This window comes from Crocosphaera chwakensis CCY0110 (assembly GCF_000169335.1).
GTDB lineage: Bacteria > Cyanobacteriota > Cyanobacteriia > Cyanobacteriales > Microcystaceae > Crocosphaera > Crocosphaera chwakensis.
Genome location: NZ_AAXW01000046.1, coordinates 1 through 14,769, shown reverse-complemented (window position 1 = coordinate 14,769; position 14,769 = coordinate 1). Strand labels below are relative to the sequence as shown.

12 protein-coding genes are annotated in these 14,769 nt (G+C 36.7%); 4 read left to right on the top strand and 8 right to left on the bottom strand.

The window, feature by feature from the left end:
• Positions 1–73 precede the first annotated feature (73 nt).
• On the bottom strand, positions 74–847 hold the full coding sequence (locus tag CY0110_RS20845; RefSeq protein WP_198139229.1) for a coiled-coil domain-containing protein: 774 nt from the start codon (positions 845–847) through the stop codon (positions 74–76).
• A 265-nt stretch (positions 848–1,112) separates the two neighbouring features.
• Entirely contained in the window at positions 1,113–2,702 is a 1,590-nt protein-coding gene (locus tag CY0110_RS20840) for a hypothetical protein (RefSeq protein WP_232285748.1), read from the bottom strand.
• A 179-nt stretch (positions 2,703–2,881) separates the two neighbouring features.
• Between CY0110_RS20840 and CY0110_RS31465 the strand changes: the two genes are divergently transcribed.
• Positions 2,882–3,010, top strand: coding sequence for a histidine kinase (locus CY0110_RS31465; protein WP_008276859.1), 129 nt, complete (start codon positions 2,882–2,884; stop codon positions 3,008–3,010).
• A gap of 56 nt (positions 3,011–3,066) precedes the next feature.
• Here the strand turns inward: CY0110_RS31465 and CY0110_RS20835 are convergent, their stop codons facing one another.
• The 4 genes from CY0110_RS20835 to CY0110_RS20820 form a co-directional block, all read right to left on the bottom strand.
• Entirely contained in the window at positions 3,067–3,369 is a 303-nt protein-coding gene (locus CY0110_RS20835) for a hypothetical protein (RefSeq protein ID WP_008277531.1), read from the bottom strand.
• Positions 3,370–3,390: 21 nt separating this feature from the next.
• On the bottom strand, positions 3,391–3,690 hold the full coding sequence (locus CY0110_RS20830; protein WP_008276861.1) for a hypothetical protein: 300 nt from the start codon (positions 3,688–3,690) through the stop codon (positions 3,391–3,393).
• 54 nt (positions 3,691–3,744) lie between these two features.
• On the bottom strand, positions 3,745–4,299 hold the full coding sequence (locus CY0110_RS20825; protein WP_008277530.1) for a hypothetical protein: 555 nt from the start codon (positions 4,297–4,299) through the stop codon (positions 3,745–3,747).
• A gap of 350 nt (positions 4,300–4,649) precedes the next feature.
• Positions 4,650–4,997, bottom strand: coding sequence for a hypothetical protein (locus tag CY0110_RS20820; RefSeq protein ID WP_008277529.1), 348 nt, complete (start codon positions 4,995–4,997; stop codon positions 4,650–4,652).
• 215 nt (positions 4,998–5,212) lie between these two features.
• Here CY0110_RS20820 and CY0110_RS20815 point away from each other — a divergent pair, with 215 nt between their 5' ends.
• Positions 5,213–5,977, top strand: coding sequence for a hypothetical protein (locus tag CY0110_RS20815; protein WP_008277528.1), 765 nt, complete (start codon positions 5,213–5,215; stop codon positions 5,975–5,977).
• Positions 5,978–6,029: 52 nt separating this feature from the next.
• Here the strand turns inward: CY0110_RS20815 and CY0110_RS20810 are convergent, their stop codons facing one another.
• Together CY0110_RS20810 and CY0110_RS20805 are read right to left on the bottom strand one after the other, a co-directional pair.
• Positions 6,030–10,232 carry a DEAD/DEAH box helicase gene (locus tag CY0110_RS20810; RefSeq protein WP_008277527.1) on the bottom strand — a complete coding sequence of 1,401 codons (4,203 nt, stop codon included), beginning with the start codon at positions 10,230–10,232 and terminating at the stop codon, positions 6,030–6,032.
• Between the two features lie 54 nt (positions 10,233–10,286).
• On the bottom strand, positions 10,287–12,929 hold the full coding sequence (locus CY0110_RS20805; RefSeq protein ID WP_008277526.1) for a protelomerase family protein: 2,643 nt from the start codon (positions 12,927–12,929) through the stop codon (positions 10,287–10,289).
• A 125-nt stretch (positions 12,930–13,054) separates the two neighbouring features.
• On the opposite strand from CY0110_RS20805, the gene CY0110_RS20800 reads away from it, so the two are divergent.
• Positions 13,055–13,261 (top strand): DUF4351 domain-containing protein, encoded by a 207-nt coding sequence (locus CY0110_RS20800; protein WP_008277525.1) that lies wholly within the window; start codon positions 13,055–13,057, stop codon positions 13,259–13,261.
• 31 nt (positions 13,262–13,292) lie between these two features.
• Positions 13,293–14,120: a DUF4351 domain-containing protein gene (locus CY0110_RS20795; protein ID WP_008277524.1), complete on the top strand. Its 828-nt coding sequence runs from the start codon at positions 13,293–13,295 to the stop codon at positions 14,118–14,120.
• Positions 14,121–14,769 lie beyond the last annotated feature (649 nt).

Genomic DNA, 14,769 nt, shown 5'->3' with positions numbered 1-14,769 from the left:
TGTTATTTGATAAATGCGATCAGAAAAATTATCAAATTAAGTATTAATGTATTAATTGTTTTTCTCTCTTTAATTAATTAATAGTGATAAAGTGAGAAATAGGCTGGTCATGTTTAGCATTATGACGTACAGAAAGCTGATGATAATTATGATGTTGTTCGAGGTCAACAGAGCGATATCGGAGGTATTCTTGAAGAAAGTTACCAGCGACTTGAAAACCAGAAGAACGGATTAAATCAGCAACCATAGGATTAGAAATATACCACTTTTCCTGATAAGTACGGTTGGGATCATTATTATAAGTCTTAATAGCATTAATGGCACGGTCAACAGTGTCCGCTCTAGGATCAAGATCGAGATCCTTAACCGTTTGAGAACGAGGTGTTTTTTGTTTATTATTCTCAGACTTTTCACTCTGATGATGAGTTGTTGAATTATCTTGATCAGTATTTGAATGAGTTTGATTATCAGTAGTATTATTAGTGTTAAGAAGGGTTTTAAATTGTTCTATAATAGCCTCAAGTTCAGCAACTTTATTACGAGCATCATCCCGTTGAGATTCAGTATTTAGTAGTTTTTGTTCAAGTTCTTCAATATTAGTATTAAGGGTTTCAATCTCTAGATGAAGCTGTTCATTTAGAGATGGTAAACTCCGATTATATGGAGCCGAAACTCGCTCATTAGCTAACTGTAACTGGTCAGATAAGAAAGCCACTTGTTTAGATTTATCTTCAATTAAAGCATCTTTTTGGGCAAGTAAAGCATCTTTACCCTCAATAATAGCTTGATACTTTTCTAGGTTACTTTGTACGGCTAAATCATACTGTTGTTTCAACATGGTCATCATGAGTTCGGAGGGCGACTTCGTCGTGCTACGCAGCGGAGTTTGGGGTTCAGGGTTCGGAGTTCGGGGTTCGGGGTTTAGAGTTTTGGGTTCACTCTTGTTATTCGGTTCATCAATGGGAATAACGGTGGTTTCAGATAGGGAGTTGAAAGAAAAGGATAAGAAAAGGTTAAGTTACCCATAAGTTTTCTGTCGTTATTTAAAGTTAAAATAAATAATAAGTAGAAAAAGAGTTAAGTATTTTAAGAATAACTAATAGAAAAAGTGGCTAAAAAGAGAAAAGAGATTTTCGTTTAGAAAGCATAGATTGACCAAAAGTATGATTAACCCATTGAGACAAATCAGCATTACTAACAGTCATTAAAGCATCTTTAATAAACTGAGGAGTGAGATTAACCGTGCTGAGAGGAATAGTAAGTAAAAGAGAACGAAGTTCTTTAAGAGGACAACGTTTAGAGAAGTATTTATAGCGACCAAAAAGAGATTCAAGGATATCAGAAGTAGCCAGGAGAGGATAAGGAGGATGGGAGGATAATTGAGTATAGAAATAGTTAAAAAGTTGATGTTTAAAAGGGAAGAGACAAGGAGGAATATCTAGAGAAGAAAGAGATTTGTGGAAAAGAAAAAGAGAAGAAGAATTCAAGCCTTGGGTTTTAACAATAGTTTCAATTGAGCGAGTCATGTGTAAGAGAGTAGACCAAAGTTGGATATGTTTTTGATAAGGAAAAAGCCAAGAAAATTTTTCAAAAAACCGACGAGAAATGTGTTCTGTAGGATAATGAGGAAGAAGTTGAAAAAGGAGAGTAAGAGGGATAGAAAGCATAGTTCTAGCCCAATGGAGAAGAGGATCAAGATTAAAAAAACGACATTGAGAACGTTGAGGAGGAGGGGAAGCAAAAGCGAATTCAGTTTGTTGAACTTGGAGAAGACAGTGATGACAATCCGATAAAAATTGAGGAAAAAGATCATCAGAAAATAATTGTTTTTCTAGTAAATTAGCCATAGCATGAGTGACATCATAAGTATAATAAAGACGAGGGTGATAAGATTGAAAAAGTTGAATACCTTTTTTAAGATTAGAGCCATGATCACTGATGATTTGAAGAGGAGTCCCAATTTGGAAACTGAGAGAATGTAAGATAGATTCAATCCATTCACCAGTAGCTTCAGTAGTAACTTCAAGAGCAAGAATTTGACCGTCAGTATAGGTTAAAGCCCGACGTTGAGATAAGACGTGAGTCGACCAATATTGATAGGGAATACCATAGATAACAAAAGCTTTTTCTTGACCAAGTTCAAGAGTGAGATCAGCAATAAAAATCCAGTCATCACGCTTTTCTTTGGGACGTTGTAATTCATATAAACCAAGACGTTCAACCCAAGACTTAATAGTAGTAGAATGAGGAGAAGAAGGAGAGGAAAAAATGGAGATAGAAGTAGAAGCCCCTTGATAAGAATGTCCAGCAAGAATAACTTGTTTGACAGAAATAGAGATAGTAGAAAGGGAATATCGATGGTGAAAAGGGGAAGGGGAGTGTTCATCGAGATCATCAGGGTCAGAAGGAGGAGTAGTATCCTCTGAAGAAGAAGTAGTAGTAGAAGAGGCTAATTGTTGTTTAAGATGGAAAAGTTCTAATTCTAAGTGATAGACTTTTTGCTCTAAAAAACGAACTTGTTGTTGAGACTTTTGAGCTTTAGTTCTCCAGCGATCACGACTTTTTTTTAAAGTACGAGTCTTCTCAACATATTGACGAATTTTCTCTTGTTTTTTAGCAGCATTCTCTTTCCATTTTTGACGACATTCTTTTTCGTAGCGAAGTTGGCGAGAGAGGGGCATTGTGGAGTTAGAGTGATTCATAAAAGGATTCCAGAATGAAGAACATAAAATAACTGTATAGTATATAAGTACGAAATAAAAGAGGTGCATTTGTGCGAATAAGTGAGGAGAATCATCTTTATCGATAATTGCGACAAGGATAATCAGTAAAATAAGAAAAGCGGAAAAGTGAAGCCCAACTACTGCAACAAAATCGGGAATTGGAAGACGCGATTGCGATCGCCCAAGCAGCCAAAGTCGAGTTTCTCGCCAACATGAGCCACGAAATCCGCCCCCCCATGAATTTAATAGTGATTATTCCTTATTATTGGAAAGATAGAGTTTTATAAGTTTGTGTAACTCATTTGGATTGAACCAGTATTAGTAAATGGGTAAGCAAGAATAATTAAACTAAATCACTAAATAAAGCGAAAAGCCCACAAATTACTAACAAAACTAGCAGCACGATATATAATCTTTGATTAAGCAAATTAAGCTGACTTTCTAAGCTTCTTAATTGAGCTTGCATAGCTTTCTTATCAGATTCATCTCTTTGTTCTAAAGTGATAAGTCGTTGTTCAATTTCTTGCTTATCTAACGCATCAAGAGCCGGACGATTCAGTTCTTTGACCTGTCGAATTTTCTGCTCTACTTTATCTAACATCTTGTCAATTTCTTGTTCTAATCCTTCTGAGTCATTTAATCCCATCTTTTTATTCCTTAGTAAAAATCAAGTTTTCCAAACGACCAAACCGAACGCAGCACAACAAAGCAATAACAAACAGAGAATAACAACAGACATCACAGAAACAATTCTAATCTCTTTTTTAAGTCTAGTTAATTTCTCCTGAAAATAGGCTTTATCCCAAGTTTCATAATGTTCTAGTTTACTCAATCGCTCTTTAAGTCTTTCTTTTTCCCAAGGGCGTATGGGGCGGTTTAATTCTCTGAGTTGCTCAATCCTTTGCTCAGATTGAGTGAGCATTCGGTCAACTTCTTTATTAAAGTTTGTCGGTTGTTCTTCAGTCATAATTGAATAGAAGCCATGTTTAACATGATGAATATTTGTATGTAGTATAAAGAGTTAAGCTTTCCAATCACCGATACCATGCCATAAGAATTCGACAGTACGTTCAAAAGCATCAGGAATAAACAACCAAAAGAGAGTGTCGTGCATTCCATGAACGTCACTCATGCCACCCTCGTCATATAACATTTGTCCTCCGAGTCGAATTTGTTTTCTAGCCTCAACATCTTTAGAAAAAAGATTACCATCAAGAAAATCATAAATAGTAATGGTTTCAGTTAGATTGAGGACACCTTCATAAATTAACCATCTAGCTTTTTGGAAGGGAAGACAGCTATCAATATCATAATCATAAATTCTCTTAATACCATTGAGTTCCTTTTCTAGTTTTTCTAATTGTTTGTTAAGGGTTGAGAGAATCGAATCGGAATCAAGATACTTTTCGAGTAATTGGAGTTCAGCAGAAGACTTGGAACGAGAGGGTTGAGAAACCGTTTCGGGTAATTTAGATTTCTGTTTACCCGACAAAAGTTTGTACTGAGTCGAAGGAGATAATTGAATAGTAGATTTCTGAGATTTTCGGGTTCTTTTTCTTCTTCTTCTTTTGCTCATAGTTTCGTCCTTAATAATATAGGTTGAAATATCAGGTTAATCCGTTGTTCAAATAGTAACTATTGTTTCATAAAAGTTTCAACAAAAGCTTTAAGTTGTTCAGAATCTTTCCTGCGATTATGAGTACGAGGATTAAAAACATTACTATTGATATGGAGTTGCTCAATCTCTGATTGATGTTCTTGCTGAAACTCGACAGCTGCCTGCCGGTGAATACCAAAAGAAGTCTCTAATTAGGGTGTGGAAAATCGGGGAAAATGGGTAAAATTTTTGTACACAAGTTTCATGTCGTTAATAGAAGGTTTAAAAATTGGAAGACAAGGGTTAAAAACTAAGTAAAAAACTAGAGCTTATTGTGAGAAGAGAATTCTGCGTTTAGAGAGATCAGATTGTCCAAAGACATCATGTATCCATTGAGATAAATCAGAAGAATTGACAGTAGTAAGAGCCTCTTTGATGAACTGATCAGTGAGGTCAATGGTGGTCAAAGGGATAGTAAGAAGAAGAGAGCGAAGCTCTTTAATAGGACATCGTTGAGAGAAATATTTATAGCGACCAAAAATAGACTCAAGAATATCAGAAGTAGCCAGAAGAGTCTGGGAAGGAGCTTTAGCAGTCTCAGTTTCTAAGTAGTGGAAAAGTTTTTGTTGAAAAGGAATAAGATAAGAAGGAATTTGAAGTTTTGACTGTATAATCATGATTGTATAAAAAGTAGATATTAGTTAAAAGTTGAGAAATAAACAGTTGAGCTTGAGTAGTAATCAAAGGAAAAAAGAGGTATTATTTACGATAACAAGATATGATATTGAGTAAGTAACTTTATTTATATTTGTTGACAATGTGAAGGAAGTTAGAAAGCAATGGTGAGTTGTAAAATTTTAATAAGCCAAATAAGAATAGGGAAGTTGCTACAATGTATAGTGAATACGTTAAAGTAAAAAGTTGTCGGTTATGTAGTTACTTAGATTTAGAAGAAGATTTCTGTGCTGTAGCTCCTAAATATCTAGGAAAAGCTTATTTATGTCAGAATTTTAAGTTAAGAGAAACAGTAGAAACACCAGAAAAAGAAAAAAACTCAACTCGGTTTAAGTTTCAAATATTCAGTAGAAATTATCTTGAAAGCTTGCTACATCCTTATGGAAAAATAGAAAGAGAAAGAGGTATTAGTTGGGAAGGAATCAACGATGATTTATGGTTTAGTTCAACGGGAATGGAAGCCAAAAAACACTTAGGATTATTGGGAAAGATGTTAGATGGTTTAGTGTTGTTTGAAGTATATGATAATCCAGTCACATCGGAGGAGGTAAGCGGAAGTTTATTTAAAATATTAGATATGATGAGGGAGCAATATCGAGAGGCAAAAGCGGTTAAAAAACCTGAGCCAAAGTTATCAGATTTAGCGCATTTATGGATTTTAACTCCAAGTGTTAGTCAAGAAGTTCTCGAAGGATTTCGAGGGCAATTATTAGAAGGTTGGGGAGAAGGAGTTTACTTTATGCCACCAGGGATGAGAACAGGAGTTGTCGTTATTGACTCCTTAGCCAAAAATGGAGAAACATTATGGTTAAGGTTATTGGGAAGAGGAGAGGTTCAAAAACAGGCTAGAGAAGAACTCAAGGCATTGCCTTCTACTAATTTAGTGGGTTCAAAGATTAGGAAACTAATGAAAGTTGAGTAGAAACTGAAATACAAGTGTATAAAACTATTAAGTGTATAAAAAGAAAAGAAAATTATTTCATCAAATCCAATAATTCAGAAGTGGAAAGTTTAGCAGAGATATCAGTACCAGACAGAAGAGAATCGGCTAAATCCCGTTTACGATGATGAAGTTGAACAATTTTTTCCTCGATAGTGTCTTTAGCAACCAAACGATAGACAGTAACAGGACGTTGTTGGCCGATGCGGTAGGCGCGATCGGTAGCCTGATCTTCAACAGCAGGATTCCACCAAGGATCGAGATGAATGACATAATCGGCAGCCGTCAAATTTAAACCGGTTCCCCCTGCCTTTAAACTGATAAGAAAGACATCCCCTTCACCAGACTGAAAAGCCTTAACCCGTCGTTGTCGCTCTTTTTTAGGAGTGCTACCATCGAGATATTGATAACTAATCTTTTGTCGTTCAAGATGAGATTTAACAATTTGTAGATGGTCAACAAATTGACTAAAAACCAAAGCCTTATGACGATTATCAAGTAACTCCTCAAGGATTTCTTGAAATAACTGTAACTTAGAACCCTTTAAAGAAGAATAATCAAGAATTAAACTAGGATGACAACAACAACGGCGTAACTTCATCAAAGCAGCCAAAACCTGTAAATGTTTTTGTCCGCCACTGTCATCACTCTCGCTCAATTTTTCTAGGGAATCACGACGTAAAGCCTCATAGAGAGCCATTTCTTCATTACTCAACTCAACGGATAAAAGCATCTCAGTGCGAGGAGGTAATTCAGATAAAACTTGAGTTTTAGTACGACGTAAAATAAAAGGTTGAATTAAGTGTTTCAATTGTTGATGAAGAATTTTATGTTGATCTGACTCAATAGGAGCAATAAAACGGTCATTAAATTGTTTCTTTGACCCCAACAAACCAGGATTAATAAAGCGGAATAAATTCCATAACTCTCCTAAATGATTTTCCAGAGGAGTGCCAGTGGTAATCAACTTAAACTGACCCTGTAACTTCATAGCAGCCTGAGAGCGTTTAGTAGTCATATTTTTAATAAATTGAGCCTCATCTAAAACAATAGTTTGCCAAGAAACCTCAGCCAACATAGCAGCTACTGAATCTTGTTGTAATAAACCATAACTGCAAATTAAGAGATCAAAAGGTTGTAAATTATCTAAAATTTCTTGACGATTACCACTGCCAAATAAGATAGGATTAAGGGTCGGTGCAAACTTAAAACATTCATCAATCCAATTGAAACAAACAGAAGTCGGAGCAACAATTAAAGTGGGCCCATCACTAGCACGAGTGAGAATAGCCGCCAAAGCCTGAATCGTTTTACCCAAGCCCATATCATCAGCCAAACAAGCCCCTACGCCCCAATGAGAGAGACGAGCTAACCAATGAAACCCTTCGAGTTGATAGTCTCGTAACTCCCCCTGAAAGGTACTAGGAAGTTTAGGAGTAAATTCGTGCATGGCTTGAATTTTCTGACAATGTTCCTGCCATTGTTGGTCAACCGTTAAATCCTCAACCTCAGAGAAAAAATCTTGCAAAGCTAAAGTGGACAAAGGATGAAGCTGACGAGCCTGTTTATGGGGTTGAGAAAAAAGACGAAATTCTTCAAGACGTTGACGAAAAGTATCAGTTAAAGCCAAAAACTGACCCTGACCTAAAGGAAGAAAACGACCCGGACTCTGTTCTAATAAGGTCAGCAATTGTTGTAAATCAAAAACCAAAGATTCATCTAACTGTAGCTGACCGGACACCTCAAACCAATCTTGTTGAGAATTAACATTAAGGTGAAGATGAGAAAAACCAGCCGGTTGAGTCACCTTAAGACTCTCCCCTTCAGGCCATTCAACAATAACTCGACCCTCTAAATCCTGTAATTGCAAAAGTAATTCTAAACAAAGTTCAGGGTCATCAAAATCCCATCTACCCGTAGTAGAATCACCAGAAGAAAGAAGGGAACAATCAGCAATGAGAGCGTTAAATAAATCCTTTTCTTTTTCGAGATCACGAGTGGTCTGATAACGCTGACCATCAATTTCAGTAATAACAGTTGCACCACCAGTACCAGGATGATAAAAAGAATGACCTTTCTCAAAAGGGCAGACAACAACCCTAGCACTTAAGCCTTCATCATTCGGTAATAATTGAAGATGAGGAAGAGAGTGAGCTTCAACTTCAATCGCATCAGCAATATCGCCTTCAATATCAGAATGAACCGTGCATAAACTAGAGATAGTATTAATAGCAGCCAAAACCTGTTCTTCGGCCGAGGGAGGAACTCTTAATTGATTACGTTTACCTAAAATAGCAGCAATTTGTTCGTAATCAGAAGTAATAACCAAAACCTTAACAAGATTGATAGTGTCTTGCCAAACGAGAGGGGATTGTTTTTGATAAAGAGGAGGAGAAAGTTTTAAAGTAATCTCTTTTTTACGATTCTTTTTAACTAACAATTCAGGAGTAGCAGCCACTAAGTCAACCTTAGTTTGAGGAGAATCCTCCCAAAAAACGAAAGGATGATCAATTAAGTCAATAATGGCTTCTTTTTCTAAGAGATATTCCACATCACCATAAAAGCCTCTGCTATAAGTATTAATTTTAGAACAAGCCTGATAATCTTGAGCAGTGAGATAACTGAAAGACTCAGGACTACGAGCTAATCGCTTGAGAGCAATGGGACGACCTTGACTCCAAACCCCCTTTTTAGTAAAAACTTGTTCTTTGGGTTTTAAAGACCAATCAGATTTAGATAAACTTAAAAACCAAGCTAAACGTTTTTGATTAGAAGAAGTATTGGTTGTCGATTTTTCAGAAGAGTTTAAATTAATTAAAGCATTTAAACTAAGTTGCCAAGGTTCTTGAAAATCGAGGAGATCAACCAAAGGAGTTACCTCGTTGAGGGGGGTTAATTGATAAATAGTATCTTTCCAGTGACTTCGAGGTTGAAGACGTAAAAGAAGTTGTCCGATTTCAAAGCACAACCAGTAATAACCAGCTTGATAACTTTGAGTCAATAGTTCATTTAATAATTTAGGTAAGCGAGATTTAGCCTCGTCAGGATTTAACCAATAACAACATAAATAAGGGAACAAAGAAAATAGATGAGGAGTGGGAGGTAAATAATGTTCATCCCAATCATTTTTAACCGATAAATCTCCTGAAAGTAGCGAAATAACCTGTTCTAAATATTGACAACTAAGTTTTTTTAAGAAGAGAAGATTATTATCTCGGAGAATAATTGAAAGATAGTCTTGAGCTAATTTAAGAGACTCACTAGATTGGTCTTTAATCAGAGCTAAAATGAAGAAGAAACCAGCAAAAGGCTCGAAAAAAATCTTACGTTTGCGAGTCAGTTTTTTTAATCCTTTGAGAGACTGAGTATAGTAATTAATGGAAGATTGATAATGACCTTTAATAAAAGAGAGAAAACCCAAATAGAAGTTAAGTAAATAATAGTTATCAATAGAAACAGAAATCTCATTGAGGTGTTCTTCAGCTTCAGCTAAACGATTTCTGACGATAAGTTGTTCAATAAAAAGTAATTGGAGGGAATCAGAAGAGCGATCATCGTCTTCGATACAAGTAACTTGTAAGAGTTCAAAATAATCATCACTATTATCGAGATTACTTAATTTTTTAGAAAGAATACTAACCAGAGTTTTTTCAAAGAGAGGTTGAGGGAGACGACGGAACCAGATAGGGTCAAAGGGATTATCCAAAATAGATTCAATGATAGTTTCTAAATGAATATCTTTATTATAAGACTGAGATTCATAGGCTTCTATTTGCTCAGAGATGAAGTCAAAATCTTGACGATAAAGACCAAGACGGATTTCTCTAATTAGTTGTAATTCATTATCGAATTGTCGAATTGGCTCTCCCCAACTCCGTTGTCTAATCGGGATTTTCTGCTCAATAATATTAGCCAATGGTTCAAAAGTATTTTCAATTAAAGTTTCTCTAGTCACTATTTCGATAATTAGAGGATTAACAACTAGCTTTTTTTCGTTATTTTCAATTAACAAGTTATTTTTTAGTAAATGATCAAGAGAAGCTTTTAAAGTTTTAGTATGATAAAATTTTCCTTCTTTATCTTGAATTTCCATTGCTTGAACACAGGCTCGGAGAGGAGTTCGAGTCATGGGTTCATAAATAATTGAGAGCAATTGAATAATGGGTTGATGAAAAGCCGTTTCTTGATGATAAAGATTAATAAGTTGTTGACGTTCTTGAGATAAACTTTGAGACATAACTACTATTTTAAACTCCTAAAAAACAAGAAAAATTAGTAAGAAATAATCAAATTAACCAGAAGAGTCTTTAACAAAAGTATCAACAAAAGATTGAAGAGGAGTGGGATCTTTTCGACGGTTATGAGAACGGATATTTTTGACCTTACCGACCTGATTGACTTGAGTAACTAAAGAAGAATGAACCTCTAGGAATCGCCCAGCAGCAGCACGATTAATGCCGAACGTTTTCTCTAGTAAACCACGGTTAACAGCCCAGGAATCGTCGGGATGATCTTGATTCCATTGGAGAATAGCTGATGTAATGTTTTTAGCTCGCTCAACAGCACTATCATTTCGTTTTCTGGTTTGTTTTTGTTGAGTCTTTGGAGTCTTTAGAGTCTGATGAGTGTTTGTTTTGCGATCGGTCTTTTTAGGAGTCGTATCGGTTTCAATGGGCAGAGAAAGCTGTTCGCCAAACAGAGCTTGACGAGCAACTTCCATGCGATCACTTATCACTTTAAATTCTTGATTTTCCTGTTGTAATTGATCATTTTCTGTTTGGAGTTGAGAAAGCTGTTGTTTTAAGTGAGCATTATCTTGTTGAAGCTTTTGGATTTTAGTTTGAAGGGATTGAACCGCATTGTCATCACCATGATAATGATGGTTCTCATGATGCTCACGCTCAAGAGACTGAAGACGTTGAGTTAACCAAGCCAGGGTCTGTGACTGATTAGAGAGGGTTTGAGCCAAAAGGGGATCAACAGACGGTTGCGCGGGTAATACGGGGGCATTAAGTTGTCGATCTATCCATTTCAAGAGTTCATCAACCATTTCCTCATCAGATCCTGATAGATCAAGTTTTTCAAAAATAGGTCGTAATGTAGAGAGAGTCAAATTAGTCTGTTTAGGGGAATCTAGTTGTTGCTCGACCCATTGAATAAGGGCTTGATAAATTTGTTCATGGGTTCCTTGAAGTTTGAGACGATGGGCAATCCGTTCTAAATGCTGGTTTAAGGGTCGAGAAGGACGAGGTGTATAGTTATTAGTTAATTGTGTATAGTTATCCAGAGTCTCGTCAAGATTATCAAAAGGAAGATGACTCGTTATCGCCCCAGAAATATAGGGAAGACAATGGCTGTTAATTTGATTGGGAGTAGCATAGAGTAAATCTCGAACATCATCATGGTTCTTTAATCGCTTTCTTGTTTCCAAAACAACATGACCAGGAACCAAAGTTTTGAGAGGATATTTAGCCCCCAATCCCGTGGGAGAAAAGAGAAGAGTAAACTGATCATCATGAGGTTCAAAGGTAGCTGACTTAAGTAATTCTCCAGGACTACGACCAGTAACAGCCATTAAACCAGCCATAATGACGGTATAACTATCACTATTTAACATTTCAGATAAGCCCTTTTCTAGCTCTGATTGTCTAGTTTGTGATAGTTCAGAGGGAATGAGAGACACCGAAGATGGAGATGGGTAAGAAGTGGTAATGGGGGAAGTTTTGGTTTGAGTAGTCACTGTTTGAGGGGGGAAACTAGGTTGATTTTTGTCTGAGGGATGATCCAGCAAAGGAAACTCAGATAAGAGAATGCCCTTATCAGTAAGAGGCTGATGGTCGTCATCAACCAGATAATAATGGAAGTAATGGGGCGTAGCTGAACTATTAACCGCAATTTGTTCAGAAAGAGTATGACCAAGGTAATGTTGAAGGAAACGGTGTTGATGTTGAGATTGGGGGCAAAAATAATGGATAGCGATCGCCCCGTAAACTCCTCTGAGACGATGGATAGAAACATACTTTTTCTCTGGGAGAACAGGGACAATACCCGTTTCTTGGAATAACTTGATCACGATTCGGTTAACCTGGACATTGAAGGATTTAACCTGAGTATTGGATGAAGGGAGGCTATGAAGGTGAGCAATGGTAGGAATAGCTCTAAACCTTTCAATGGCCGACATAACTTCAGTAGCTGGCAAAATGGTTAAGATATCAAAGCTAGTTTCATCTCCTTTTTTTTTCTTCTGTTGACCTTGAAAATGGAGTAAATAAGGATGATTAGTTTGAGTAAACGTCCCTTTACTCAAAACTTCTGTATGTCGTCGTCCTGTGGCTCCGGCAATGGCGATAGCGAGTTTGAGGTCTTGATGGGGTTCGGTTGTTGGGGTCTGAAGTAATTGTTGAATTTGTTGTGTATAACTAGATAAGTGTACAGGTTGTAAATTATCCTGTCGTTGGTTATTAACATCAGTGGTTTGATTTCTTAGTTGTTGGTAGGTTTGAGAATCGTACTTGAGATAGGTGAGAGCATAGTGTTCGTGTGCTTCTACTTTTTTCCCTGTATCCCGTTTTTGATAAGTGTATCGGTGAGAATTGTCAGGGTTTAAATGGATATCATTCTGTTCAATCGCTTTGGCGATGGCATGACGGTATTTTCCGAGAATGTCAGAAGCAATGGTGTTTTGAGGGTAGCCCTCTTCCAACAGAGCAATCTCTCGTTCACAGAATGACTGTATAGCGTCTTTCGATTTAAGGGTTTTAAGATGTTCGATGAACCAATCAATGAGGATTTGACGCTCATCAGAGGTCATTTTCGTTCGCTTACGGGCTTGAATGCGATCGTGGTAATTAGCGACGGCTTCATCTCGAAGTGCCGTCAAATTCTCCCGTTGACAAAAGTTACTCAGACTTTGTTGTTGTTCTGTCGAAGCCATGAATCTATGGAAGGCTAGTCAGCCGAAAAACTTTAGCTATGTTTCTATAATAAGTGTATAATAATCAAAGAATCAAGCTAAGGTAAAAAAATGATAAGTAAAAAGAATTCTGGAGCAAAAGGTTTATGGAAGAATCAGTGATTTATCAAGATATAATAGCTAAAGGAGAACTTAAAGTAATCTTACGTCAAATCAAGAGGCGCTTTGGAGAATTGCCTTCTAATACCTTGTCTCAAGTCCGTGGACTATCCGTTGAGCAACTAGAAGAATTAGGGTTTGCTTTACTTGAGTTCCAAAGTGAAGAGGATTTGAGAAAGTGGTTAGACAAATGAGCAGTTAGAAAGATGAAGTAAAGGTGTATGAATGTATGACTCAACTTGTAAATTTATAGCTGCGAAATTTGGTTCAGATTTAGCTAAATGGTTGCTAGGAAAAGAGATGGAATTAACGGAATTAAAGCCGTCAGAATTATCTTTAGAGCCAATTAGAGCCGATAGCCTAATTTTCCTAGAATCATCAGCCTTAATCTTGCATATAGAATTTCAGACAGATCCTGACGAGGATATTCCCTTTAGGATGGCAGACTACAGATTAAGATTGTACCGTCGCTATCCCAATAAACAAGTGCATCAGGTGGTGATTTACCTTCGTCGAAGTGGTCAGGCAGTAGTGAATCAAGATGTGTTTGAGTTACCAGGGACAAGACACGAATTTAGGGTAATAAGACTGTGGGAAGTACCATACCAGCCATTGTTAGAGTCCCCTGGACTATTCCCCTTTGCGGTGTTATCTCAGGAAACTAACCGAGAAATGGTACTGGGAGAAGTGGCAAGACGGATTGAAGAAATTGGCGATCGCACCAATAGAAATAATGTGGCTGCATCCACCGCAATCCTAGCTGGGTTAGTATTGAATAAAGACACTGTAAGTAAATTGTTGAGGGAAGACATTATGAAAGAATCAGTGATTTATCAAGATATAATAAGTAAAGGAGAACAACAAGAAGCTAGAAAACTAATTCTTCGTCAACTAAGTCGATGTTGTGGAGAATTAGCTCCTAATATAATTTCGCAGGTTCATGGATTATCTGTTGAGCAACTAGAAGAATTAGGAGAAGCTTTACTTGATTTCCAAACTGAAAAGGATTTGGAAAAATGGCTCAAAAAAGTGTATAAAACAAAAAGTGTATAAATCTGTCGTTTTGACCAATAGAGTAAACTCTCTCTCATCTTTTATTTAGCTATTTAGCGATCGCAAAAAGATTCGCAAGCGGTGCGCCCTCAAGCTAAAAAGGACTCTGAACAAGGTTCTTGTCTATATTAAGGGAAAACCCCCCTAAAACCCCCCTAACAATCTAAGTAATAGCTATTAAAAGCTATTTATGATGAGCTAGGAAGAGGAAGATTCAGTCTTTAGAGATCCCTCTCCTCTAATACCGCTTCTTGTCATGAAATATCTCTCAGCGATCGCTTATTTTTAATTAGAAGTTTGAGTGTATAATGTGATAAATAGGTGTATATTAAGTAACAGTATTGATATACACCTATAATGGGTCGTGAGATGGGGGGCTGAAACCCTCTCCCCACAAGCTTTTTAGCTTCCACTAGAAATGTCGAGTAACAGGCTTTATGTCATCGTTAACAGGATAAATGTCCGCATCTGAAAGAGGCTAGAAGGCATATTAGAAGGGAATTATAGGCTGTGGGAAGTAGAAAAAGACGATTAACACGATAAATGTCATAAATTGAAGGAATAAATCTCACGGTATTTGTCACGGATCTCACAATAATTGTGGTTCCGTTGCAAAACTTTAAAAGTACAAATACTCTATCTTTTTCTA

Excerpts from the sequence above, each read along its gene's own strand:
- CY0110_RS20845 (WP_198139229.1), bottom strand. The coding sequence starts at position 847 with ATGATGACCATGTTGAAACAACAGTATGATTTAGCCGTACAAAGTAAC.
- CY0110_RS20840 (WP_232285748.1), bottom strand. The coding sequence starts at position 2,702 with ATGAATCACTCTAACTCCACAATGCCCCTCTCTCGCCAACTTCGCTAC.
- CY0110_RS20835 (WP_008277531.1), bottom strand. The coding sequence starts at position 3,369 with ATGGGATTAAATGACTCAGAAGGATTAGAACAAGAAATTGACAAGATG.
- CY0110_RS20830 (WP_008276861.1), bottom strand. The coding sequence starts at position 3,690 with ATGACTGAAGAACAACCGACAAACTTTAATAAAGAAGTTGACCGAATG.
- CY0110_RS20825 (WP_008277530.1), bottom strand. The coding sequence starts at position 4,299 with ATGAGCAAAAGAAGAAGAAGAAAAAGAACCCGAAAATCTCAGAAATCT.
- CY0110_RS20820 (WP_008277529.1), bottom strand. The coding sequence starts at position 4,997 with ATGATTATACAGTCAAAACTTCAAATTCCTTCTTATCTTATTCCTTTT.
- CY0110_RS20815 (WP_008277528.1), top strand. The coding sequence starts at position 5,213 with ATGTATAGTGAATACGTTAAAGTAAAAAGTTGTCGGTTATGTAGTTAC.
- CY0110_RS20810 (WP_008277527.1), bottom strand. The coding sequence starts at position 10,232 with ATGTCTCAAAGTTTATCTCAAGAACGTCAACAACTTATTAATCTTTAT.
- CY0110_RS20805 (WP_008277526.1), bottom strand. The coding sequence starts at position 12,929 with ATGGCTTCGACAGAACAACAACAAAGTCTGAGTAACTTTTGTCAACGG.
- CY0110_RS20800 (WP_008277525.1), top strand. The coding sequence starts at position 13,055 with ATGGAAGAATCAGTGATTTATCAAGATATAATAGCTAAAGGAGAACTT.
- CY0110_RS20795 (WP_008277524.1), top strand. The coding sequence starts at position 13,293 with ATGTATGACTCAACTTGTAAATTTATAGCTGCGAAATTTGGTTCAGAT.